Annotated in this window: 20 protein-coding genes and 4 pseudogenes; 14 read left to right on the forward strand and 10 right to left on the reverse strand. The window is 57.4% G+C overall.

The annotated features are described in order from the left end of the window. Positions 1-400: 400 nt before the first annotated feature. Positions 401-672: pseudogene (locus CEJ45_RS25235) on the forward strand (ribbon-helix-helix domain-containing protein). Between the two features lie 121 nt (positions 673-793). Here CEJ45_RS25235 and CEJ45_RS23585 read toward each other — a convergent pair. After that, a complete protein-coding gene (locus CEJ45_RS23585; RefSeq protein ID WP_241517417.1) occupies positions 794-2,248 on the reverse strand; it encodes an alkaline phosphatase D family protein in 1,455 nt (484 codons plus the stop codon). Between the two features lie 398 nt (positions 2,249-2,646). Further along, positions 2,647-2,847: pseudogene (locus tag CEJ45_RS23590) on the reverse strand (IS5/IS1182 family transposase); the annotation flags it as partial. Positions 2,848-2,960: 113 nt separating this feature from the next. On the opposite strand from CEJ45_RS23590, the gene CEJ45_RS23595 reads away from it, so the two are divergent. Beyond that, positions 2,961-3,947, forward strand: a complete 987-nt coding sequence (locus CEJ45_RS23595) for an IS5 family transposase (RefSeq protein WP_141107050.1) — start codon at positions 2,961-2,963, stop codon at positions 3,945-3,947. A 141-nt stretch (positions 3,948-4,088) separates the two neighbouring features. Here the strand turns inward: CEJ45_RS23595 and CEJ45_RS23600 are convergent. After that, positions 4,089-4,526, reverse strand: a pseudogene (locus CEJ45_RS23600) (IS5 family transposase); the annotation flags it as partial. Between the two features lie 158 nt (positions 4,527-4,684). Between CEJ45_RS23600 and CEJ45_RS25425 the strand changes: the two are divergent. From CEJ45_RS25425 to CEJ45_RS23615, 4 genes are all read left to right on the forward strand, one after another. After that, positions 4,685-5,038 carry a four-helix bundle copper-binding protein gene (locus CEJ45_RS25425; protein ID WP_479459599.1) on the forward strand — a complete coding sequence of 118 codons (354 nt, stop codon included), beginning with the start codon at positions 4,685-4,687 and terminating at the stop codon, positions 5,036-5,038. Between the two features lie 583 nt (positions 5,039-5,621). Next, a complete protein-coding gene (locus tag CEJ45_RS23605) occupies positions 5,622-6,827 on the forward strand; it encodes a patatin-like phospholipase family protein (RefSeq protein WP_241517418.1) in 1,206 nt (401 codons plus the stop codon). Positions 6,828-7,076: 249 nt separating this feature from the next. Then, positions 7,077-7,481 carry a flagellar basal body rod protein FlgB gene (gene flgB, locus CEJ45_RS23610; RefSeq protein WP_088757438.1) on the forward strand — a complete coding sequence of 135 codons (405 nt, stop codon included), beginning with the start codon at positions 7,077-7,079 and terminating at the stop codon, positions 7,479-7,481. 193 nt (positions 7,482-7,674) lie between these two features. Further along, positions 7,675-7,983 carry a zinc-ribbon domain-containing protein gene (locus tag CEJ45_RS23615; protein ID WP_088757448.1) on the forward strand — a complete coding sequence of 103 codons (309 nt, stop codon included), beginning with the start codon at positions 7,675-7,677 and terminating at the stop codon, positions 7,981-7,983. Positions 7,984-8,003: 20 nt separating this feature from the next. On the opposite strand, the pseudogene CEJ45_RS25400 reads toward CEJ45_RS23615, so the two are convergent. Both CEJ45_RS25400 and CEJ45_RS23625 read right to left on the reverse strand, forming a co-directional pair. Next, positions 8,004-8,452, reverse strand: a pseudogene (locus CEJ45_RS25400) (DUF6328 family protein). Between the two features lie 2 nt (positions 8,453-8,454). Next, positions 8,455-9,738: a sodium:proton exchanger gene (locus CEJ45_RS23625; RefSeq protein ID WP_088757439.1), complete on the reverse strand. Its 1,284-nt coding sequence runs from the start codon at positions 9,736-9,738 to the stop codon at positions 8,455-8,457. A gap of 1,085 nt (positions 9,739-10,823) precedes the next feature. On the opposite strand from CEJ45_RS23625, the gene CEJ45_RS23635 reads away from it, so the two are divergent. The 4 genes from CEJ45_RS23635 (at position 10,824) to CEJ45_RS23650 (ending at position 15,352) form a co-directional block, all read left to right on the forward strand. Beyond that, positions 10,824-12,542 carry a Mu transposase C-terminal domain-containing protein gene (locus CEJ45_RS23635; protein ID WP_011518541.1) on the forward strand — a complete coding sequence of 573 codons (1,719 nt, stop codon included), beginning with the start codon at positions 10,824-10,826 and terminating at the stop codon, positions 12,540-12,542. A 2-nt stretch (positions 12,543-12,544) separates the two neighbouring features. Beyond that, on the forward strand, positions 12,545-13,453 hold the full coding sequence (locus CEJ45_RS23640) for a TniB family NTP-binding protein (RefSeq protein WP_009687862.1): 909 nt from the start codon (positions 12,545-12,547) through the stop codon (positions 13,451-13,453). Continuing rightward, on the forward strand, positions 13,450-14,667 hold the full coding sequence (locus CEJ45_RS23645; protein WP_038442277.1) for a TniQ family protein: 1,218 nt from the start codon (positions 13,450-13,452) through the stop codon (positions 14,665-14,667). The genes CEJ45_RS23640 and CEJ45_RS23645 overlap by 4 nt, the downstream gene beginning before the upstream one ends. A 76-nt stretch (positions 14,668-14,743) precedes the next feature. After that, on the forward strand, positions 14,744-15,352 hold the full coding sequence (locus tag CEJ45_RS23650) for a recombinase family protein (RefSeq protein ID WP_152960984.1): 609 nt from the start codon (positions 14,744-14,746) through the stop codon (positions 15,350-15,352). 173 nt (positions 15,353-15,525) lie between these two features. Here the strand turns inward: CEJ45_RS23650 and CEJ45_RS23655 are convergent, their stop codons facing one another. Genes CEJ45_RS23655 through phnC form a run of 5 tightly spaced genes read right to left on the reverse strand, consistent with a single transcriptional unit; the run spans position 15,526 to position 19,933 of the window. After that, positions 15,526-16,410, reverse strand: coding sequence for a LysR family transcriptional regulator (locus tag CEJ45_RS23655; protein WP_080324167.1), 885 nt, complete (start codon positions 16,408-16,410; stop codon positions 15,526-15,528). After that, the gene (locus tag CEJ45_RS23660) at positions 16,407-17,417 is read right to left on the reverse strand and encodes a phosphonate dehydrogenase (protein ID WP_009238667.1); all 1,011 of its coding nucleotides are present in this window, start codon (positions 17,415-17,417) and stop codon (positions 16,407-16,409) included. Before CEJ45_RS23660 ends, CEJ45_RS23655 begins: the two co-directional genes overlap by 4 nt. Before the next feature lie 24 nt (positions 17,418-17,441). Further along, complete coding sequence (gene phnE, locus CEJ45_RS23665; RefSeq protein WP_009238668.1) at positions 17,442-18,239, reverse strand: phosphonate ABC transporter, permease protein PhnE; 798 nt, start codon at positions 18,237-18,239, stop codon at positions 17,442-17,444. 12 nt (positions 18,240-18,251) lie between these two features. Next, positions 18,252-19,112: a phosphate/phosphite/phosphonate ABC transporter substrate-binding protein gene (phnD, locus tag CEJ45_RS23670; protein ID WP_088757440.1), complete on the reverse strand. Its 861-nt coding sequence runs from the start codon at positions 19,110-19,112 to the stop codon at positions 18,252-18,254. Positions 19,113-19,114: 2 nt separating this feature from the next. Then, on the reverse strand, positions 19,115-19,933 hold the full coding sequence (gene phnC / locus CEJ45_RS23675; protein WP_020200553.1) for a phosphonate ABC transporter ATP-binding protein: 819 nt from the start codon (positions 19,931-19,933) through the stop codon (positions 19,115-19,117). A 490-nt stretch (positions 19,934-20,423) separates the two neighbouring features. Here phnC and CEJ45_RS23685 point away from each other — a divergent pair, with 490 nt between their 5' ends. Genes CEJ45_RS23685 through CEJ45_RS23700 form a run of 4 tightly spaced genes read left to right on the forward strand, consistent with a single transcriptional unit; the run spans position 20,424 to position 24,311 of the window. Beyond that, positions 20,424-20,999, forward strand: coding sequence for a recombinase family protein (locus CEJ45_RS23685; RefSeq protein WP_088757442.1), 576 nt, complete (start codon positions 20,424-20,426; stop codon positions 20,997-20,999). Continuing rightward, positions 20,980-22,638 (forward strand): DDE-type integrase/transposase/recombinase, encoded by a 1,659-nt coding sequence (locus tag CEJ45_RS23690; RefSeq protein WP_088757443.1) that lies wholly within the window; start codon positions 20,980-20,982, stop codon positions 22,636-22,638. Before CEJ45_RS23685 ends, CEJ45_RS23690 begins: the two co-directional genes overlap by 20 nt. Then, positions 22,628-23,599 carry an ExeA family protein gene (locus CEJ45_RS23695; RefSeq protein WP_088757444.1) on the forward strand — a complete coding sequence of 324 codons (972 nt, stop codon included), beginning with the start codon at positions 22,628-22,630 and terminating at the stop codon, positions 23,597-23,599. The genes CEJ45_RS23690 and CEJ45_RS23695 overlap by 11 nt, the downstream gene beginning before the upstream one ends. Before the next feature lie 7 nt (positions 23,600-23,606). Then, positions 23,607-24,311, forward strand: coding sequence for a hypothetical protein (locus CEJ45_RS23700; RefSeq protein WP_088757445.1), 705 nt, complete (start codon positions 23,607-23,609; stop codon positions 24,309-24,311). Positions 24,312-24,465: the final 154 nt, after the last annotated feature.

The raw sequence follows: 24,465 nt of genomic DNA on the forward strand, positions 1-24,465 counted from the left end.
TGTAGTGACCTGCGTTTGAAAAAGACCGGACCTGCATTCGGGCCGATTCTCGACCAGGAATAACTGTGACTGAACGCCTCCTCAAACCAGCGTTAGCTGCAAATGAGCGTGCATTTACCCACGCCGACCTGCATTCCATCGGGGCAAACCGGAATTAACTGCAACTGAAAAAATGTTCTACCAACTCATCGAGAGTCATGGTCGATGCGACGAGTTCGGTGGAGTGATTTTCTGGACGGCGAACGGCCGGCATCGCGACCGAGATAGCTATTGGCGCGCGCGCAGGCCAAGACACCTACCTTTATGGATTGGACCTCCCCGACCCGGCCCAGACTAGGCTATCTATGCTCTTGGGGATGATTCGAGTAGTATTAAATCCATCACGTAATCGGAGACTATTATGCGAAAAACTCAGCAACTGCGTATCACCCTGCCGCTGGCCATGGCGGACGTAGTGAAGTCCAAGGTGCGGACTGGTTAGTACGCGACGAGAAGCGACGTCATACGCGACGGTCTGCGTACGCTCTTGGCGCGTGATCGGGCTGTTGAAAAAACTGGCCGAACCACTAGGTCGGACCGGCATACGATGCGTTGATAGCCGATCCAGCCCGGGCCGTTCCCGTTGACCAGATGGGCGCTCGCCTAGCTGCAAAGCACGCAAAGTCGCGATGAGCTACCGCGTCATCATCTCCCCCGGGGTCGAAAAAGGATGCTGAATGAGGGTGCGCGCGGTCTCAAACTCGTCGTTACAACTACCGACAACCCATGAGGCTCAATAAAACCAATAATTCGCTCAGTCATGGCGTCCCTCCAGAGACATTGCAGGTGTACGCCCGCTCACTTCCAGATCCCACTCGGCAGACCACTTATCGTTACGTCGCATCATGACGAGATAGTTACGCTCGGCTGCGTAGATATGTTTGTGGCCAGGTAGGGGCTTCAGGCGGACCGGCTGGCCAGGTAAGACGCTTTCACCCATCATCGCGAGGTATCCGAGCGCGCGGGCGTACAACTTCGGCGGCGGCGGATGCGCGATTCCCGATGCAACCAGCTGGTGCATGATCGTTCCGTCCGTGAACGCCATCTCGCCGCGCGTGGCTAGATGTATCTCGCCCGAGAGGACTGTGACTTCATTGCAGCCTTCGACCGCGCGCAGTTGCAGCGCCTCCAGCATTCGTCGCCATTCCCCACGGTGTGATCGGCTCTGCCATTGATCCAGCATGTCATCCTCATATTTCTGGACACCGGGCAGCAAGTCCAAAAATTTCTCGACCCAGCTTAGCCGCGGACCGAGGACCGGCACGCTTGACATGAGCAGAATCCGGTCGCCACGCTTGGTCAGCAAGAGCGCCCGCTCAAATGCGGCCCAGCCGACTGGTCCCATAACTCGCGCCGGCCGTCGCTCCGAGCGAAGGTCGGGTGCGACCACTGAGAACCGAGGGAAACGGACGACTTGGGTGAGGGTGAGAAGTTCGCTCTTACTCTCACCGATGGTAGGCATTTCAACGGTTGCGCCGCCCTGGAAAAGCATGAACATGCGCCGCGCCACGTTAAATAGGCCGCGACCGATTTGGCTATCGAGGAGCGTTTCCGAAATACTTCCCCAGCCATCAAAAATATCATGGTCATCCCACATCATAAGCGAAGGCACTCTGGCACTCACATAGGCGATATCTGGCTGAGATAGAAGCGTCAGATAGCGGTTGAAGTAGTGACTTTCCGCAGCGTTGCTCATGTCGGCGTTGAACGACTGCTGTGACTTCTGCGTCTTCCCATTCGCGGCCCATCGCGCGAGGGCCGGATGGGACTGAAGGACTTCGTCGGCATAGAGCTGATCGCCACCCTGCAATAGGAGGCTGAAGGGCGTAGACGCGTGCTCTTCTGCCAAGCGCCGCCACATCGCGTTGCGCTCGGCAAGTGGCCGATCTGCGTCGGCGTGCTCCTGCCCATTGCAAGATACATAGGCAATACGCACATCGCTTGAAAAGTTTGCCTGTACTGGAAAAACGGCATTTCCCAAGCGGTAGGTAGCGTTTTCGCGCGCTGGTAGATCGAAGTCGTATCGCCATATCGTCCGGCCGAATTGCGAATGCAACGCCACCGGCGTGATGATGCGCCCTTCGTCTGGGACCAGAACTGGGGGATTGAGGTTATCTAAGGTGATAACGATGGCGGAAAGGCTACACTGATGTTCACCGGCGCCCCGCACTAACAGTACAGGACCGATGGTTTCTAACTGCCTCGTCATGTCAGCTTACCTCCATAAACGGTCCGCGTTGAGCGTGCCGTCTCAACGCGTCAACATCCAACTGCTGTCGTGAGCCCCGTTGAGGCATAACCGCTGCAGGCGTGTCTATTTCGGTGCCGTAAGTAGCCAGAAGAAATCGCGTAATGCTCGTTGGTAAGTGATCAAAGACCTTGCGTGGCATGGCAGCGAATTTTATTTGGATTTCCTTTGATTTCAACTCCAACATGCCAAGACTTAACTTGGCGAAATCGAACGTGATTATACCTTTTAGTGAACGGCAATTATCTTGCCGGTTTGTCACCTGAAATTGGCCCAGTGCGGAAGCGAGCTTTACAGTTTGTTTCGGCTTTGCTAAGTAAATCGAGCGAAGTTTGAGCTGACGCTATTTGTAGTTCGTTTTATAACACTGGAGCCGTAATTCGGGTGCCCAGCCGAGTAAAGCGGTTCAGCACAGCCACGCGCACCTGCAGTTCGGCAAATTCACGGTCGAAGTCACGTGCTATGACGCGTTCGCCCAGAAGCTTGAAGCGAAGCATCTTCGTTTCGACAAGGCTACGTTGGTGGTAGCCCCTCCATTTCTTCCAATTCGTCCGGCCCAGAATCTCGAGCTTGGCGGCCTGGACACCTAGGGAACCGCTGATTTAATCGCCGGGTTCCCCCGGCGGTACGCCCAGCTGGCACAATGTCGTATCCGATCATTCTGACCTACCCGATGAAGCAAACCAGCTTTTCCGACGCCGAGTTCGCCAGCAAGAAGAAGTTGACGCGACGCGAGCGCTTCCTGGCCGAGATTGAAGCCGCCACGCCGTGGCCCGCGCTGGTGGCGGCGCTGCTGCCGTATTACCCGAAGGGCGATGGCCGCGGCCGTCCGCCGATGGGCCTGGAGCGCATGCTGCGCATGTACATTGCCCAGCAGTGTTTCGGTCTGTCGGACGAAGGCATCGAAGATGCGATCTACGACAGCCAGTCGATTCGGGGATTTGTTGGCATTGATTTGACACACGAGTCGGCGCCGGATGCGACAACGCTGCTGAAGTTTCGTCGGCTGCTGGAGAAGCACAACCTGACGCGCCGGATCTTCGATGAAATCAACGTGCACCTGGCCAGCAAAGGCCTGGTCATGCGGGAGGGAACGATCGTGGACGCGACCTTGATCGCAGCGCCGCCGTCGACGAAGAATCGGGACAAAGAACGTGACTCCGAAATGCACCAGTCGAAAAAGGGGAACGACTGGCACTTTGGCATGAAGGCGCACGTGGGCGTGGATATGGCCACTGGATTGGTGCACTCGGTGGTCGGCACGGCTGGCAATGTGGCCGACGTGACCCAGACTCATGCGCTGCTGCACGGCGGTGAAAAGGCCGTGCTGGGCGACGCAGGCTATCAGGGCGTGGGCAAACGCGCGGAGAACGCGGACAAAGCCATCGACTGGCACGTTGCGATGCGCCCGAGCGTGCGCAAAACGCTCAAGAAGAATTCGTTGGGACGCGCGACGGAAAAGCTGGAGAAAGCCAAGGCCAGCGTGCGCGCGAAAGTCGAGCATTGTTTTCATGTCGTGAAGTGCCTGTTCAAGCATCGCAAGACGCGCTATCGCGGTCTGGCGAAGAACAACGCCCAGCTGTTCACACTGTTCGGTTTTGCCAACCTGGTCCTGGCACGTCGATTCCTTGGGACCGTGCAGAGCCAAGTTGCGTCCTGAGGTCGGAAACCGACCAGAAATTCAGCCGAAACGGCCGATTCGAGGCATCCAAAAGCCGCTTCGATCAGAAAATCGCAGCGCGCGAGACCCAGTCAGCGAAAAGGCTTACTTTCGCGCGAGAAAGTGAATTGTTCAGCGCTTCCCTAGGTGCACCTTGCACCATCGGCGACGATACTCCGGGCCGTGCTTTTTCGTCTTCCATTCGCCTTCGCCCAGCATCTTGATGCCCGTGCTGTCCACCAGCAGATGCAAGCCTGTCGTGGTCGGTACAGCGCCGATGGCTACCTGAAAGGTCTTTTGCCGCCGGCTGACCGTGCTGTATGTAGTCAGGCACCGGCCAGTCGAGGCCAGCCAGGCGCCACAGGCTTTGTGTCATGCCCATGGCCTGACACAGGGGCAAATTGAACAAGCACTTGATGCTCAGGCTGAACTGGACCGCCTAGTCGCTGAACGTCTGGCTGCGCCCTCGCTTGCCGCTCGGCTGGCCATGCCAGCTCATCGTCGTGTCAAGCCAGATGAACAGCGAGCCGCGAAACTTTAGTGCTTCGTTGCAAGCCTTCCGTTCGTGGTGCGGTACTTTTGCGAAGCGGTTTCATGCCGATCAGGTCAGCAATATGCCGCGCACTTTTATGAATCCAGGTGGAAACAACCAATGCTGCGCGCAAAATAGGCGCTTGCGGGCTATGATCCAAACGCGCCAAAACACTTGGCTTAACTGAAATGTCTGGGAGATTACTATGCAAACTACGACTACACATGACAAAAGCCTTCAAGCCTGCATTGAAGCCTGCGAAGAAGCAATTCATGCATCTCAAGCTTGCGCAGCAGCCGACATTCGTGAGGGCGGTGGTGCGAACTGCGCGCTAATCAATCTCGATTGCGCAGATATTTGCGCTGCAACGATGAATGCCTTGGCACGAGGATCAGAACACCATGGCGACTTTTGCGCTCTTTGTGCTCATATTTGCACCATGTGCGCAAATGCGTGCGCGAAGCACGCGGATAAACATGCGCACTGTGCGGCATGCAAGACAGCGTGCGAGAAGTGCGCTGCCGCCTGCACAAAACATGCCCGCGAACAGCGCGTTTAGAGCGTTGGTAGTTTGACAGCTAATCTAAGGAGGTTTCTCAGGAACCAATCGTCTACTGCTGAGTTCGCGCCGCCCCAACCCGATGCTGTGACAATAGCACGTCGCATTTTCGCGCAATCATTGTGAAGTTACGAGCTGTTTGGCGTTGAGTTCGCCAGAAAGTAGAGGCTCGGGCGGCCCGAACGTTTGCCCGCAGGAAATGAAGCGAAAACACTGTGGCCGGCATTCTTAGCAACCAGCTGCTGCACTACCCGAAACGAAGATGGTCGTGGTCGTCCGCCGATTAGTCTGGCGCAGATGTTGAGCATTTCTCACCGCCTAGCAGGGGTTCGGTTTGTCTGGTGAAGGCGATGAAGGCGCGAACTGGTATGTCCAATGTGTTCACAATTTCTCCGAACCGATGTTGTTCAGCTGTAAGTCCATGCCAGATGCGATGACGCTGCTCAAATTCCGTCGCCTGATCTAAATGGGCAACCTGATGGGCCGAATCTTGAATGAGCTCAGCGGGCGCTCACCGAACAGGTTTGCCTGTTCGAGTGTCGTATGATGCGATACCGCGGTCCGGCCAAGAACAACGCGTAGTTTGTTCACCTGCTTATTGTTCAATGATGGCTTCGTTTTCTCCTCTGAATCAACTGCGCCCATGACTTCAAGACTTACCCCTGTTGGAACGCCGCGACGCCCGAATAAGCGCATTGCACTCGTGTTGCAAGGTGGCGGCGCGTTGGGAGCCTATCAGGCAGGCGTGTATCAGGCGCTCGATGAACATGGCTTGTGTCCCGACTGGGTTGTCGGTACGTCCATCGGAGCCATCAATGGCGCGCTAATCGCAGGCAATGCGCCTTCACAGCGGCTGGAGCGACTGAAGCAATTCTGGCTGCATGTGTCGCAGGCGGAAGGTGTGAATATGCAGAGTATGAGTGATGCGGCTCGCCAGCTGCATGTTCGCATGTCAACTATTGGCGTCATCGCGCAGGGAGTTCCAGGTTTTTTCTCTCCCCGATTGTTGAGCCTGTTTGGCGCAGGCATGCCGGTGGTGCCTGAGCAAGCGAGTTTATATGAAACGTCCGCGTTGGCAGCTACACTCAAGCGTTTGGTGGATTTTAACCACTTGAACCGCACTGACGCCATGCGCTTGACCGTCAATGCGTTGAGGATAACCAACGGTGAACTAGCCAGTTTCGACAATACTAGCCAGACACTGACAGCCGATCATATCCTTGCCAGCGGCGCCTTACCCCCCGCATTCCCGCCTGTGCGCATTGATGGCCAGCTGTACTGGGACGGTGGGCTGTACTCCAACACGCCGCTCGAAACTATATTGAATGACCAGCCGCCCGTCGATACCTTATGTTTCATGGTCGATCTATGGCGCGCCCAAGGACCGGAACCGAGCACACTTGACGAAGTTTATACCCGGCAAAAAGACATCATGTTCTCCTCCCGGTCCACACGCCATATCGCGGAGTATCGGCGCGCGCATGACTTGCAGTGCATGCTTCAACGAGTCTATGAGATGCTGCCTCAGTCATCGCAGCGGGACCTAAGCTCAGCGGTACTGCCACTTCTCGTGCCCGAAACCACCATGCATATCGTGCGCCTGATCTATCCAGGAAACGACTGGCAGATGGCGGCCAAGGACATCAATTTTTCTAGGGGATCTATTGACTGGCGATGGAGCCAAGGGTATTCGGATGCGACTCAAGCCGTCCAACAGGCGAAGTGGATGGCCGAGGTCAAGGGCCATCAGAGCGTCATTGTGCATGAGCTGGACCGCACGAACGAATGAGGGTGCCTTTGCTTGGACGCTAGTTCATATGAGTTGAAGCAGAGCCCGCGTCTGCTCATCTTCGGCACCGACCTACAAACGTGGCTTTTTGCACAAGCGGGCGCCCGGCAATAGGCATCAAAGATGCGTGATGCGACGGTCATGCGTCCTTTGATCGGTAGCAAACCACAAAAAAAGCGCTTCTTATCAAGCTTTTACATTCTTGAGGCACTGTTATCCTACGGATGTCTGGCACATTGAAGGTGGACTATGGAAGTCGGAAAAGCAAACGGAGCGGATAGTGACCTCTTCTGGGAAAAGTCGCTTGGCATTTTTGAAAAAAGGCTAGAACTAATTGCTTCTAACATTGCCAATGCCGATACGCCAAATTACAAGGCACGCGACCTCGACTTCAGGTCTGCTTTGAGTCAGGCAATGACGCAGACCGAATCACAACTTCACAACGGTCAAGTGTCTCGCAACGTACATCCAAACGATCCGTTCCCGGTTCTGTATCGTGTCCCATCCCAAGGGAGCGTGGACAATAATACCGTGGACATGGACATAGAACGTGCCGCGTTTGCCGACACTGCAGTCCGCTATCAGTTTGCAATTCAGAAAGTCTCCGACGAATACCGGGAGATGCAGAAGCTCTTGACGTCGTTGCCCTATTAGCTGTGTCGATCAAGGTTTCCGTTGATGTCATGCATGTCATGCCGGACGAGTAGTATGATCAGGACAACGACGATCATGTGGTATTACAACGTGCTCAAACCAGGAACCTTGCATGTCTGTAGTACATTACCTGCGGGACTGTAGATTAGCATCTTAACTCCAGAGCAACGTTGCAGACAAAGGAGAAATGAAAATGGGCATTTTTGATCGACTACTGAGCGGCCATCATGGTGGCGGAGGCCGTCACGGCGGTGGACATCACGATGATGGACATCATGGCGGTGGTTATGGAGTGCCACCCGGTGGAGGTTATGGCAATGCTCCGCCTCCCCCTCCGAGCAATGCAATCGGATGTCCCAACTGTCGGGCGCTAAATGCACCGGGAGCAAAATTTTGCCAGCAGTGCGGCACTTCGCTGACCGCGTTGGCGTGTACCCAATGCGGAGCTAACCTGCAGCCCGGGGCTAAATTTTGTAGTCAATGCGGCAAAGTCGTCGTTTAGCCACTCCGATGTATCCGGCATTAAAGATGTCCGCTCGCACGCCATAATTTGGGCAGTACCCACCAAAGTGCCAAGAGAAGGGTGCCGACGAACCCGGCGACCACGTTTGCCATGGTATGGCCGAGCACGACCGAAAGTACCAGTTGCGTGGCAAGTACCAATGCCAGCGACAGAGAGCCGGCTCCGGCGATGATCTGCCGGGTTGCGATGCGTTTGAATTGCGTCCGGTTGGATAAGGGACGGATAAGCCGATGCTGTACTGCCGGCGGCTGAAGAGCACCAGTGCGGTAACGGAAAGCACGAAGGTCGCCAGAAACACGTGCTTCTCAACCGCTACTGCGCTAGCAAACCCGGGCGCAAAAGGCACAGTAATCAGGAAAGCAGACAGTAGCTGGGCACTGGGAAGCAGAACCCGCAGCTCGCCCAACATGTCTGTCAAGTCGCCATCGTCTTCATCGGTCGTGGCCAAGCTCAGGTCCCCTTGGAAGTGTGTTCGCCTACCTTAGCCTTGGCGACATCAGGTAGTTGGCGAGCAGCCATGGCCGACCGGAGCTGGCCGAGATTGCGCAGTGCCTCCGGTGCCTGCCTGACAAAGACGACAGTCGCTGCCGCCAAGTATACCCAGGCCAGTATGGTAAGGGAGTCGATGGCTCGGGCGACCTCATTGCGAAATACGAATGCCACTACAAGTTGGACGGCGAACAGTGAAAATAGCACCACTGCTGACGCCACGCCAAAGCGCAGCCGCAGCAGCAAGGAAACGCCGAAAATCGACTGCGCGGCCGTGAGGAAAAATTCCTCGTGCTGGCGCGGGTCGAGCGGCATGTCGATCACATGTCCGGCACCGATGGTCATGGCCAGTGGAAGCATCGCGACTAACAAGGTCCACTGATTGATCTTATCGCTGATCATGGTTACCAGCCCGCCTTCGGCCCTTCCTGAAGTTACGAAGAGGATCGCGATCACGACGGCGGGAGCTTCACTGGCCAAGGGCGCGAGCCACTGGATAAGCAGGAATTCGTCGATACGCAAAAGCCTGCCGCTCGCTACGATCGACTCAGCGAAAGGCTCGGCCGAGATGAGGATTACCGTCGCCGCCACCGCAGCCAGTCCGCCCATCCAGGCCCATTGTTGTCGAGGTGGCAAGTTTCCAAGCGCGGCGGCCGGGCCTGGCTCGTCGTCCTCTTCCAGTTCGGAACCCACCTTCGGCATGCGGCCGGCCTGCCACAGGTAGGCGCAGAAGATGGCGATTAAAACGACGGTGTCCCACAGCTGTATGCGGTTCTTCAGCACGATCACGAAGGCGTAGATGCTGGCCAGCAGCAAAAAGCCGATCTCGACCATGTTCACTTGTGCGAGCGGGATCATCTTCTGCCTAGTGCGCGCCCAGTGTAGGAGTGCCATCAGAGGCCAGGCGACGCCAACCAGCAGACGGTTGGCGCCGGTCATATTGGCAGCGGCATAGTGCACATAGTTTGACGCGGGGGCCTTGCCTGCCTGATAGGCGTAGTACATGTCAACCGCGTATTCCGGCAGGACGGTAACCAGCGCGACCGCAGCAAGGATCAGGCCTTTGGAAATGCGCTTTTCAGCAGCCTCCGCGCCCCAAGACAGCATGAAACCTGCCGACAGGACGGCGACACCAAATACTGCCGTATCCAGGAGTGGGCTTGGGCGCCATCCGGTCATACGGAAGACGACTGCGGGCAGTATTGCGAGCACTGCGATTGCCACAAACGCCATGAACCTTTTCATCGATACATTTTCCTTCTTCCGTTTTGCCGATCCGACAGAACCAAAAGCACGGTCCGATAGAAGTCTTAAAATTCAACAGAACAAATAAAAATCGGACTTTAATCGAACGTCGTAGCAGACCGCGTTCTCTTCAATTTCATTCGTTGCCTAAACGCAAAGCTTTCGTGATGCAAGCATCGGTGAACGCATTTGCGCGGGCACTATTTAACAAAGATCGAGACGATTCGGTCATATTATCAGAACGTGAACGTTGTTCAGTTGAGAATACTAGTAGTACTGGATCCGCTCTTGTTTGTTCAATCATCGTCGGTGTACCGCCAACTGCCTCGACTTTGCGGTCCAGAAGCGGTCGTCATCCGCTACCTAGTGCATTTCGCCCGACCGTTTCAGCCCGCGCATGCTTGTCCCGCCCCTGGCGGCGTTGTCGCACTGACCCGCTTTTCAGGGATTCACCGATCCTGCCGTCGGTGCCATGGTTCGCCAGAACCTAGCCGGGATCGCATGACGCATGCATGGGAGGCTTAAGAAAAAAGGCCATAGCTCTGCCAAACGAGATCCTGGAGCAGATTGTCGTGGCACTGGCTAGCCTGGCAACGTTGAAGGCTCACGTCAAACGCGCTACTACAGGTCGGTTTCTTGGGCGGTTTCCGGCGCAGCGAGTTGGCCGGCATCGAGGTCGATCATCTGGCATGGAAAAACACGGGGCTATCTCAATGTACGCAAGCTTGCGCCTCGCCGAGTAGCGGCTTCGCGGTCCCAGCCAATCGGAAGCGCAAGCAGATAAGCCAGAGCCACATCGATCAGGTGGAATAACACATCGGCCCCCACCAAGGCGTGAAAACGCAACATTGAGTTGCTTCTTTATCGTGAATTGCCGCAGCATCGTGCGACTTACGGTCTGGTCAGCCTACAAGTGCATCGCACGAACGGGAGTCCAACAAACGAGGGTTTAATGGACTCCCGTTCGAGGTCCGCGCGCGTGTCATTTCCAGAAGACGACTGCACCATTCAGCGCGGTTTGAAGCCTCTTGTGCATACGGCTCCTGACAGCCAGATATCAGGACTCCTCTGCACGAAACTCGTCTATGCTCAATACTCGTGTGCACCAAAGCGAGATGAGCATGGCGACCGATACCGCACCGATTACCGAGCACGGCGTGGCCACCCTGCCAGAACAGGCATGGGAGCGTGCGCGTCGTCGCGCGGAGATCATTGGGCCGTTGGCGCAGTCGGAGACGGTTGGGCATGAAGCGGCCGACGCGGCAGCCCAGGCATTGGGGCTGTCCCGGCGGCAGGTCTACGTCCTGATCCGCCGTGCCCGGCTAGGATCGGGGCTGGTCACTGACTTGGCTCTTGGGCAGTCGAGCGGTGGCAAAGGTAAAGGCCGCTTGCCGGAGTCGGTCGAACGAATCATCCGCGAGTTACTGCAAAAGCGCTTCCTGACCAAGCAGAAGCGTAGCTTGGCGGCGTTCCACCGCGAAGTTGTGCGGGCGTGCAAGCTGCAAAAGCTGCGGGTGCCGGCGCGCAACACGGTGGCTCTGCGGATCGCCGGCCTCGATCCGCGCGAGGTCACTCACCGCCGGGAAGGACAAGATGCCGCCCGCGACCTGCAAGGTGTTGGTGGTGTTCCGCCACCCGTCTCCGCGCCGCTGGAGCAGGTGCAGATCGACCACACAGTCATCGACCTGATCGTGGTGGACGAGCGCGACCGGCAACCGATTGGCCGTCCATACCTGACCCTCGCCATCGACGTATTCACCCGCTGCGTGGTTGGCATGGTCGTTACGCTGGAAGCCCCGTCCGCCGTCTCGGTCGGCTTGTGCTTGGTGCATGCCGCCTGCGACAAGCGCCCTTGGTTGGAAGGGTTGAACGTAGAGATGGATTGGCCGATGAGCGGCAAGCCCAGACTGCTCTACTTGGACAACGCGGCTGAGTTCAAGAGCGAGGCGCTGCGCCGTGGCTGCGAGCAGCATGGCATCCGGTTGGACTATCGCCCGCTCGGGCAGCCGCACTACGGCGGTATCGTGGAACGGATCATCGGCACGGCGATGCAGATGATCCACGACGAATTGCCGGGGACGACCTTCTCCAATCCTGACCAGCGCGGGGAATACGCCTCCGAGAAGATGGCCGCCCTGACACTGCGCGAGCTGGAGCGCTGGCTCACATTGGCGGTCGGCACCTATCACGGCTCCGTGCACAACGGCCTGCTCCAACCGCCGGCCGCGCGCTGGGCCGAAGCTATCACGCGGACCGGCGTGCCAACCGTCATCACTCGCGCTACGGCTTTTCTGGTCGATTTTCTGCCCATCATCCGCCGCACGCTGACCCGCACCGGCTTCGTCATCGACCACATCCACTACTACGCCGATGCGCTCAAGCCGTGGATAGCTCGGCGGGACCGCTTGCCTGCGTTCCTGATCCGGCGCGACCCGCGCGACATCAGCCGCATATGGGTGCTGGAACCAGAGGGGCAGCACTACCTGGAAATTCCCTACCGTACCTTGTCGCACCCGGCTGTCACCCTCTGGGAACAACGACAGGCGCTGGCGAAATTGCGGCAGCAAGGGCGCGAACAGGTGGATGAGTCGGCGTTGTTCCGCATGATCGGCCAGATGCGCGAAATCGTTACCACCGCGCAGAAGGCTACGCGCAAGGCGCGGCGCGACGCGGATCGACGCCAGCATCTCAAGGCAACGGCAACGCCTGTCAAAACCACGCCACCACCGGGCGCTGACATGGATGGGCAGCAGGCAGACAACCAGCCGCCGGCCAAACCGTTCGACCAGATTGAGGAGTGGTAGCCGTGGAAGAATATCCCATCATCGACTTGTCCCACCTGCTGCCGGCGGCCCAGGGCTTGGCCCGTCTCCCGGCGGACGAACGCATCCATCGCCTTCGCGCCGACCGCTGGATCGGCTATCCGCGAGCAGTCGAGGCGCTGAACCGGCTGGAAATCCTGTATACGTGGCCAAACAAGCAACGCATGCCCAACCTGCTGCTGGTCGGCCCGACCAACAACGGCAAGTCGATGATCGTCGAGAAGTTCCGGCGCACGCATCCGGCCAGAGCCGATGCCGACCAGGAGCACATTCCGGTACTGGTCGTGCAGATGCCATCCGAACCGTCGGTAATCCGCTTCTACGTCGCGCTGCTCGCGGCGATGGGTGCGCCATTGCGACCGCGCCCACGGCTGCCAGAAATGGAACAACTGGCGCTGGCACTGCTGCGCAAGGTCGGCGTGCGCATGCTGGTGATCGACGAGTTGCACAACGTCCTGGCCGGTAACAGCGTCAATCGCCGGGAATTCCTCAATCTCCTGCGCTTCCTCGGCAATGAACTGCGCATCCCACTGGTCGGGGTCGGCACGCGCGACGCCTACCTGGCCATCCGCTCCGATGACCAGTTGGAAAATCGCTTCGAGCCGATGATGCTGCCGGTATGGGAGGCCAATCACGATTGCTGCTCACTGCTGGCCAGTTTCGCCGCTTCGCTTCCACTGCGGCGACCCTCGTCGATTGCCACGCTGGACATGGCCCGCTACCTGCTCACACGCAGCGAGGGCACCATCGGCGAACTGGCGCACTTGCTGATGGCGGCGGCCATCGTCGCAGTGGAGAGCGGCGAGGAAGCGATCAACCATCGCACGCTGAGCATGGCCGATTACACCGGTCCCAGCGAGCGGCGGCGGCAATTCGAGCGGGAACTGATGTGAAGCCAGCGCCACGCTGGCCACTGCATCCGGCCCCCAGAGAAGGCGAAGCCTTGTCTTCGTGGCTCAACCGCGTGGCCCTTTGCTATCACATGGAGGTGTCCGAGCTGCTGGAGCACGATCTTGGTCACGCTCAGGTTGATGACCTGGATACCGCGCCACCACTGGCGCTGTTGGCGATGCTCTCCCAGCGGAGCGGCATCGAGCCGGACCGGCTGCGTTGCATGAGTTTCGCCGGCTGGGTGCCTTGGCTACTGGACAGCCTTGATGATCAGATTCCAGACGCATTGGAAACCTATGCGTTCCAGCTCTCGGTGCTGCTGCCGAAACTCCGCCGTAGGACGCGATCCATCACGAGCTGGCGTGCCTGGCTGCCCAGCCAGCCGATACATCGCGCCTGTCCTCTCTGTCTGAACGACCCGGCAAACCAAGCCGAACTGCTTGCATGGAAGCTGCCCCTGATGCTGAGCTGCCCGCTGCATGGCTGCTGGCTGGAATCCTATTGGGGCGTGCCTGGGCGGTTTCTCGGCTGGGAGAACGCCGACACTGCGTCGCGCACCGCCAGCGACGCGATTGCAGTGATGGACCGGCGTACCTGGCAGGCACTGACGACCGGCCATGTGGAACTGCCGTGCCGACGCATCCACGCTGGATTGTGGTTTCGACTGCTACGCACGCTGCTCGATGAGCTGAACACCCCGCTTTCGGCGTGCGGAACCTACGCGGGGTATCTCCGCCAAGTCTGGCAAGGCTGCGGGCATCCGCTGCGTGCTGGGCAAAGTCTGTGGCGACCGTATGAAACCCTGAACCCGGCAATACGGTTGCAGATGCTGGAGGCGGCGGCAACGGCAATCAGCTTGATCGAGTTGAGGGATATCAGCCCGCCAGGCGAGCATGCAAAGCTGTTCTCGTCCGAGCCCCAAACCGGGTTCACCAGTGGTCTGCCGGCGAAACCGCCGAAGCCCGAACCCGTCAATCACTGGCAACGGGCGGTCCAAGCTATCAGTGAGGCGATCATTGAAGCCCGGCACGACCCCGAGACGGCACGCTCGCTGTTCGCGTTGGCTTCCTATGGTCGGCGCGATCCCGCTTCCCTGGAACAGTTGCGCGCCACCTTTGCAAAGGAAGGCATTCCCCCGGAATTTCTGTCACATTACGAGGCTGATGGACCCTTTGCATGTCTTAGACAGAATGACGGGTTAAGTGACAAATTTTGACGACCAGAACTTTCCGGTGCACACTGTCACATAATCGAACGTATACGTGACGGGTGAAAAGGTGCTGATCGGCTACATGCGGGTATCGAAGGCGGACGGATCCCAGTCCACCAATTTGCAACGCGATGCGCTCATCGCCGCTGGTGTGAGCCTTGCGCACCTTTACGAGGATCTGGCCTCGGGCAGGCGCGATGATCGCCCAGGGTTGGCTGCTTGCCTGAAGGCGCTTCGTGAAGGGGACACGCTGATCGTGTGGAAGCTCGATCGGCTTGGCCGTGATCTGCGCCACCTGATCAACACCGTGCACGACCTAACTGCGCGTAGCGTGGGCCTGAAGGTCCTGACCGGTCACGGTGCGGCGGTCGACACGACGACTGCCGCCGGCAAGCTTGTGTTCGGTATTTTTGCCGCGCTGGCCGAGTTCGAGCGTGAGTTGATTTCCGAGCGAACAGTCGCTGGACTTATCTCGGCGCGCGCTCGCGGCAGGAAAGGGGGGCGCCCCTTCAAGATGACCGCCGCCAAGCTACGCCTGGCGATGGCCAGCATGGGGCAACCGGAAACCAAGGTGGGCGATCTCTGCGAAGAACTCGGGATTACCCGGCAGACGCTCTACCGGCACGTGTCGCCCAAGGGCGAACTGCGGCCAGACGGCGTAAAGCTGCTCTCCCTCGGTTCAGCCGCATAAATGGAGGCGACCTGGAACGGGGCGCTGTTCAGTGCGGCAACGATCCGATTACCGGTGTCGACCCTCAAGAGCCGCTCAGAATTTCTGGCCCAGCGCCGGCAGTGCAGCGGTTGCGGTCAGTGAGATGCGCGCAGAGAAGGTCAGCTCTCGGCCAGAAGCAGACATTCGTTTTGCTATTTATATTCTATTGAGCCTAAATCCGGAGAATGGAGAATCAAATCTGCAAGGCTTGCCACCGGACCGCTTAACGAAGTTTCTGAGCGATGTACGAGATAAAGATCTTTGTAAACATCTTCTTCAATCGGAATTGCATGTAACCATCCGCTTGCCTGTTCATGCTTGACCGCGCTTTCCATCACAAGCGAGATTCCTAGCCCTGCGTGGACCGCGTGTTTGACCGCCTCGGTGCTACCTAACTGCATACCCACTGTGAACTCTGCCGAGTCGGCACCGGCATATTGTTGTAGTAGGCGCCCAGTTCCGGTAGCCGCTTCGCCTCCAAGCAAGATCTGGGATTTTAACCACTTAAGTGGAATGGTCGACTCGGCAGCCCAAGGATGGCCGGGGCGAACAATGACAACCATCCTCTCGCGCCGCCATACTGTTGAGACGAACCCAGGACGTGAGTCCCACCACTCCATTACCGCTACATCCACTTCAAGCGTTTCCAGCAAAGCGGCAATCTCGATATTTTTGCCGATCCTCACATCGATCTTGTTTGCTAATTTATCTTGGAGCGCCTTGATATAGGGTTGTAAAAGATAAATGCCGATATTGGAGCTTGCACCAACGACCAGGCTTTTATTGTGGAGGGCTGCCGTAGCCTTATGGCTAGTACGGAGCAATTGTTCCGCATAGGGGAAAAAAATCTTTCCCTCCAATGTCAGGCTTTGCGGCATTGTTGCGCGGTCAATCAGCCGGGCCTGCAAAGACTGCTCCAGCCGCTTGATATGCTGCGTTACTGTTGGCTGGGACAATCCAGTTTGCTTCGCCGCTTCGCGAAAGCCCCCGCATTTGACGACGGCAATGAACGTCGCCACACGCTCCAGATCTATCACGCCGCCTTTACTCCCGGATACGGCTGATTAATCGCGCCCATCGGTTTTTCACCAGCGAGTGCCTGGATGATGTTCATCGCTGCCTGCCGCTCGATTTCAAGCCGAACTTCCTTGACCGCCGATCCCAAATGCGGCGTAAAAAACGTTTGTGCCGTATTGTCGAGCAGCGCCTTGGGGATAGCCTGCGGGCGATCAGCGCGTATCCATTCTTCCATCTCGAAGACATCGGCTGCATATCCAGCTAGTTTTCCAGACGCCAGTGCTGCTATCACCGCATTCTCATCCACGACCGAGCCGCGACATGCATTGATCAGGTAGCTACCGGTTTTCATCTTGGCCAACGCGGTGGCATCGATCAGATGCAGTGTCTCTGCGGCCATCGGAACCATCGGCACGACATAATCACATTTTTCGAGCAGTTCATCGAGCGTGACGCGCTGTACGTGCCAAGCCTTTTCTTGTTCGGCATTGAGCGGAATCGGATCGCAATACAAGAGATTCATTTCAAAGCCAGCCAAGCGCTGGGCGATTGCACGGCCGACCGCCCCCATACCAATGATGCCAAGCGTTTTTCCTGTCAAACCAGAGCCATATAGTGTCGGCCGCCAGCCTTGGAAGTGTCCGCTACGGATTTGCCTATCGCCTTCCAGCATATGCCTTGTCAAACCGAGAAGAAGGCCGATAGTCAGTTCAGCGGTCGGGATCGTAAGCAAATCCGGCACAATCGTAAGCCATACACCGTGGCGTGTGCAGGCGTTGACATCGAAGTTATCATAGCCTTTAAGCGCGGCGCCGATGACACGCAGCTTTGGACATTCCTCGAGAAACGCGCTGTCGATGCTGTCCGGCATGAAAGCCATGAGTGCATCCGCATCTTTGGCTCGCGCAATTACCTCAGAACGCGGCAAGGTTTCCCGTGTGGTGTTGGGGATAACATCGGCGCTAGCGGACAACAATTCGATGATTTCCGGGTGCACCCAGTGGGTGAGGACGACTTTGGGCTTCATAAAAACCTTTGTAAGCTTTGGGAGTTATTTGAACTTGCGACGCAGGAAGGAGCTGAAGGCGTCGACGAGGGTAACCATGCCTAAAATAACCAGCAAAATAGCCGAGACATCCTGGTATTGCATGATGCGCAGAGAGCCCATCAGCTCGAACCCGATTCCACCGGCGCCGACCATGCCCATCACGGTCGAAGCACGGAAGTTGTATTCCCATCGATAGATCGCGGTATCGGCCATTTGCGGAAGCACTTGGGGAAAGATCCCATGAAAAATCACCTGCAATGGCGTGCAGCCCGCTGCATGCGCGGCTTCTACCGGTGCCGGATCGGCATGTTCGATCGATTCCGAAAAAAATTTGGCGATCATGCCAACCGAATGTAAGCCTAGGGCTAAAACACCCGGCAATGCGCCGAAGCCAACGGCTGCCACGAACAGGATGCCCATGATCAGTTCGGGTATCGATCGCAAAGCGTTTAACAGGCCGCGTGTGGCTTGATACACGAGTGGATGAGGGCTAGTATTCCGCGCGGCGAGCACTCCTAAGGGAATGGATAGCAATACCGCGATTGCCGTACCGGCGATACTCATGGCCAAGGTATCCAGTACCGGTTTGACCCAGGTGCCAGCCTGCGAGAAGTTCGGTGGGAACATCTCGCCGGCAATTTTTACCAGGCTTGGCATGCCATCCTTCAATCGCTCGGCATCAAATAGGCCGACGTAATACCAGCAACCGATCACAATCGCCAGCACAACGGCAAACTGCAGTATCGTGCGGTTCCATACGCGCTGGCGCTCGGCCAGAATCAAACCAAAATCAGCTTGCATGCTGTCGCTCACTTAGAACTTCGACAGATCGAGCTTGAGCAGTGTGCCAAGGCTGCGCACCACGTCATAGTCTTTGTCGCTGATCGGGCCGAAACCATCGGCTTTGAAAGGTTTCAGGACTTCCGGATCTTTGAGATTCAAGAAGGCTGCACGGATCTTTTCCTTCAGTTCCGGCTTCAGATTGCTGCGCATGGTCCACGGGTATTGCGGATATGGCTTCGATTCGGCAAGAACTTTTACTTTGTTGGGATCGACCAGTCCGCGCTGAACCAGGGATTCAAAAATCGGCTTACTCAAGCCGCCAGCCTGCGCGTGACCGTTTTGCACGGCCATGGCCACCGCGTCATGCGAACCGGCAAAGTGTTCGCGATAGTTTTCGCCGGCTTTCAAACCGTTTTCCGCCAATATCGACTTCGGAATCAAATGGCTGGAGGTGGATGCCTTATCACCGTAAGCGACATTCTTGTTGACGATATCACTGATTTTGGCGATGCCGGCGCCAGTATTGGCGATCAATACGGACTGGTAGGTAGTGCTACCCTTTTGCTTCATCGCTGCGAATGGCTCGATGTCGCTCTTTTGCTTAGCCAGCACATACGACAAGGGGCCAAAATATGCCATGTCGATACGGCCGTGACGCATGGCTTCGATCATTGACGAGTAATCAGTGGTAACCACCAGCTCAATTTTCTTTCCCAGCTCTTTTTCCAGATAGATTTCGAGCGGCTTGTTGTTTTTAATTACGGTCGATGCGTTTTCGTCCGGCAGCAGCGCAACTTTGAGCGTTTCTGGATCGGGATTGGATGATGCATGGCCAATGCTGCAGACGGCGGCAAGCAAGACAGACAATAATGCGGATGCGAGTTTTTTCATAATCAATCCTTTACGGTAGCAAGTTGCATGGGAAATGAAGTATCGATAAGCCGTTCCTCTCGAGCGTCTTGTGGAACGCTCAAAGAAGAACGGGGTACTTGTTCATACAGCGTGTCGTAACTGGCTTGATCCAAAGTCTGCGGGGCGGCATCAAAAATGACTCGGCCATGGGACAGGCCAATAATACGGTCGGCATAACGTTGAGCGAGGTCTACCTGATGCAGGCTGACGACCGCCGAAATCCCGTCCTCTTTACAAATGCGGTGCAGCAGACTTAGCACTCGCTCTGCAGTAGCAGGATCGAGGCTGGCTACCGGTTCATCAGCCAACACCAGTTTAGGTTGCTGAGCCAGAGCCCGGGCAATACCGATGCGTTGCTGCTGGCCGCCGCTCAATGCGTCGACACGGCTTAAGGCTTTGTGCAATAAGCCGACTCGGTCCAGACTTTGCAGGCATATGGATTGATCCTTCGCCGGGAGGGGGAATAGACTGCGTAATGCCGTGTGGTAGCCCATTCGGCCCATCGAAACGTTTTGCAAAGCCGTCAGTCGGCCAATCAATTGATGCTGTTGAAACACCATGCCAGTCTGTCGGCGATGCATGCGCAATGCACGCGAGTTCGCCAAATTTCCTAAGCCGGCGACAATGGTGGTGCCGCGCTGCGACGCATGCAGCGAATTAATACAGCGAAGTAGCGTGGATTTTCCAGCGCCGGAAGATCCGAGCAATACGGTGAACTGTCCCTGATGGAGTTTGAGAGTGGTGGGATACAGTGCAATCGCATCACCATAACTGACTGAGACATTCTGTAGTTCGATCATGACACCTCCGGTAGATTTGAAATCGTAATCAAAAATGATGACCTGATTACGAATCTGAATTGCAGCGATGGTAATGTCGTGATATGACACCCTGATGACTCGTTGATGTCATTTTTGAGACATGGTCGCGGGTGCCTGTGAGGGAAATAAGTTGTGCTATCTATGCCAAATATAGACGCCTGCTATCGGTCGATAGCCGCCGATCCAAGCGCGCAGCACGAGGGGCAGCTCTCAGCCTCAAACTGCCGCTCGGGTTCTCACATCAGTTGGTCGCTCTTGGCCGGCAGCAGCCCGTCGTTGCCTGATGGATCTAACCCCTCCGCTGCTATAGTGCAGTCGGCTTCTGACGTTCAGTGCAGCCGTCTTCTGAAAACGACATCTGAAAATGACAGCGCGGCCACCTACTCAAGCGCAACGACACTCCACAATCCCTATCCAATATTCAAAGTCCAGCTATACTGAGTTTTCGTGTTTAATTGGACAAGTCGCCATGCTGATCGGCTACGCACGCGTCTCGACCGACGACCAGAACCTTGACTTGCAGCGCGATGCGTTGCAGGCGGTTGGCTGCGAGCGGATTTTCGAGGACATGGTGAGCGGTGCCAGGGCGGACCGCACTGGGCTGGCCACCCTCATGAGCATGCTGCGTGCCGGCGACACAGTGGTCATCTGGCGGCTGGACCGGCTGGGGCGGTCGCTCAAGAACCTCATCGAGCTGGTCGAGCGGCTGGAGGCCGCCAAAGTCGGACTGCGCAGCCTGCAAGAGAACATCGACACCACATCGAGCGGCGGCAAGCTGGTCTTCCACCTATTCGGCGCACTGGCCGAGTTCGAGCGCAATCTGATCCGCGAGCGCACACAGGCCGGGCTGCGCGCGGCGCGTGCGCGCGGCCGCATGGGTGGACGGCCCAAGCGCCTTGACCCGGCCAAGCTCGCGCTGGCCCTGAAGCTGCACCGGGAGCGAAACCATACCGTTGAGGAAATCTGCAAGATGATGGGGATTTCGAAATCCACGCTCTACAACTACCTCGACAAGGCTGACAGTGATGGTGGCCGGGTGGCGTAAGCAGATATCGGTCGAATCGCTGCTGCAATTGCGGCAGCGGCTCGACCGTCTGCCGCACAAAAGCTCGGAGCGCGCCGCCCAGGTGCGGGCCATGTCCGAGCTTTACGGCATCTCCACTTCGACGGTATATCGCGCCCTGACGGAATTTTTGAAACCGCGCGTAGTCCACCGAGCCGATCACGGCAAGCCACGCGTGCTGCCGAAATTGGAACTGGAGCGCTACTGCGAACTGGTCGCCGCCCTCAAGCTGCGCACCACCAACAAGCAGGGCCGTCACCTCTCCACGAAACGCGCCATCGAGTTGCTGGAGGAATATGGCGTTGAGACAGCGCAGGGACTGGTACGCGCGCCGAAAGGCGTGCTGACGCGCAGCACAGTCAACCAGTACCTAACGCTTTGGCACCTCGACCAGCCGCGCCTGCGCCGGCAACCGCCAGCGGTTCGCTTCCAGGCCGAGCACAGCAACAACTGCTGGCAGTTCGATATGTCGCCGTCCGACCTCAAGCGAATCGACAAGCCAGACTGGATCGAACCTGGCAAGGGTGAACCGACACTGATGCTGTACAGCGTAGTGGATGACCGCAGCGGCGTGGCCTACCAGGAGTACCGCTGCGTCTACGGGGAAGACGCGGAATCAGCACTGCGCTTCCTGTTCAATGCAATGGCACCGAAGACGGACCCCGAATATCCGTTCCAGGGTCGGCCGCTAATGATCTACCTGGATAACGGCCCGGTCGTGAAGAGCCGCGTGTTCCAGAATGTTATGCGTGCGCTGGGCATCGAGTGGATGACCCATATCCCCGCCGGCAAGGACGGAGAGCGGGTTACGGCGCGCTCCAAGGGGAAAGTCGAGCGGCCGTTCCGGACGGTGAAGGAAGCCCATGAGACGCTTTACCACTTTCACAGACCCGAAACCGAGCAACAGGCCAACGAATGGCTCCTGCGCTACCTGATGCGCTACATTCGTCAGGATCATCGCTCAGAACAGCATTCGCGCATTGAGGACTGGCTGGCCAACTTCCCGCCCGATGGCATTCGGGAAATGTGCACATGGGAGCAGTACTGCCGCTTCGCCCGTGAGCCGGAGCGGCGCCGGGTGGGTGTCGATGCGCGCGTGTCGGTCGAGGGCACCAGTTACGAAGTCGAGCCGGATATGGCCGGCGAATATGTGCTGCTCCTGTGGGGACTGTTCGACAGTGAACTCTACGTCGAGTATGAAGGCATGCGCACCGGCCCGTACTATCCGGTCGCCGGGCCGATTCCGTTGAACCGCTACCGCGCCTTCAAGCGTGGCGCGGTCGAAGCACGCGCCGACCGCATCCGCACCCTGGCCGACCAGATCAATCTCCCGATCGAGGCACTGGCCGGCAAGGAGCTGCACTTGGCACCACTGAATCTACCAGGCGAATTGCCACTCCAGCTCTTCGACGCCGATGCACACGAATTCCACTTTGCGAATGTCATCGCCGCCAAGCTTGCGATTGCGGACGAGCTGGCAAGGCCGCTGGCCAAGCTGTCGCAGGAGGATCGCGCAGTCATCGAGCAGGTGCTGAGCGAAACGCTGACACGGAGCGTCGTTCTCGCGCGCATACGAGAGTATTTCCGAAGCAAGAAGACTGGAGAGGACCATGCGAGTTGAAGTGATGCAGTACTACGGGCTAACGCAACCACTGAGTCAGGCGGGCTACTACGAAACCGACCACCACAAGCAGCTGATCAAGGACATCAAGGGCGCGGTTCTTGAGGGGCGGCTGATCGCCCTGTGCGGTGTGGTTGGCAGCGGCAAGACGGTCACGCTGCGCCGCCTCCAGCAGATTCTGAAAGACGAGAACCGCGTGGCCGTCGCCAAGTCGCTGTCCGTGGAAAAGCACAGCATCAAGCTGGCCACCCTGATCTCCACGCTCTACTACGACCTTTCTCAGGATAAGCAGGTGCAAATTCCCAAGCAGAGCGAAAAGCGCGAGCGGGAACTGCAGGAAATCGTCAGGAAGGGTAAGCGGCCTGTGGCACTATTTGTCGACGAGGCGCACGACTTGAACGGCCACACTCTCATTGGTCTCAAGCGTCTGATGGAAGTGGTCGAGGACGCAGGCGGGCGGTTATCGGTAATCCTGGCCGGCCATCCGAAGCTACGTAACGACCTACGCCGCCCGACTATGGAGGAAATCGGCTACCGGACCGACATCTTCACACTCGATGGCGTCGTCGGCAGCCAACGCGAGTACATCTTGTGGCTGCTTGGCGCGAGCGCGGCCCCGAACACCGATCCCGAGTCGATTTTCGATGGCGAGGCAATCGATATCCTTTCCACCAAGCTGCGCACGCCGCTGCAAGTCCAGCTACATCTGACTTTGGCTCTGGAAGCGGGCTATCAGACTGGCGAGAAGCCCGTCACGGCTGCGCTGGTGGAAACCGTGCTGTCGCGCCAACTGGATGATCTGGAGCCGACCTTGACCCGCCACGGCTACAGGCTGAAGGATATGGTCGAACAGTTTGACGCGAAGCCTACTGAAATTCGTGCGCTGTTCAACAACAAACTCGAACCGGCCCGTACAGCGGAGCTACGCGACCGAATGCTGGCCGCTGGCCTACCAATTTGACCCGCCTATGAAATTCAAACAATTTACAGTCGCTACCTGTTTTTCGTCCTTTATGTTGCCTCACGTCCTCTTCATTAAAGAACTGGAGGCGCGGAAGAAGGCGACTATGAGCTGCTGTCTGGCATGGAACATCAGCCTGTTCCCTGATGCTGAGCAGGAAGACCACATCGAGCGAATTTGGAAAATGGTCGAGGCCGACAACCAGAAGTCCCCGCTTGCTGGCTTGGAGCAGGGATTTAAGCATGAGTTGCGCATGCTGATAGCACAGAAGCAGGACCTGTTTCCGTGGACGCATACGAGCATTCCGACGGCGGACTTGGTCGGAGCGGATGTCCACGATGTTTTAAGGATTGCAAACGGCAGCGGCACGACCGAGGAAATCCCAATCCTTGCTTGGCCAAATCCGACTGGATTGCCGCTCATCATCGAACACCTGCGTGGCATCCAGAGTGACACGGCCGCTCAAGTCGGACTACTGGAACAGGCCAGCAGCACGCCTGGAACATTCACCGACATTGAAGCAACCCAGATGACGACCGCCTATTGCGTGCAGCGGGCCGATCTGGTCAGCTACCAGCGCATCTTAACGGTATGGCGTGACACCCAGGCGGCGGCGAGCGTCAAGCGCGTCATCACCCACTGGCTGGGGGTGCTAGACGAAATCCAGGCCAACACTATCGCCGTGCTGACCATCCTGGTCAGTTGCAGATAATCCTGGTTCGCAGCGATGGAATGCAGGTCGGTGCGGATAAATGCACGTTCATTTGCACCTAAAGCTGGTTTGAGGTGGCCGTCAGTTGCAGTTATTCCTGGCCGAGAATCGGCTGGAATGCTGGTCGGGCCGGTTTCAAATGCAGGTCACTACA

It is taken from the genome of Herbaspirillum aquaticum (genome assembly GCF_002213425.1).
Classification (GTDB): Bacteria; Pseudomonadota; Gammaproteobacteria; order Burkholderiales; family Burkholderiaceae_D; genus Herbaspirillum; species Herbaspirillum aquaticum.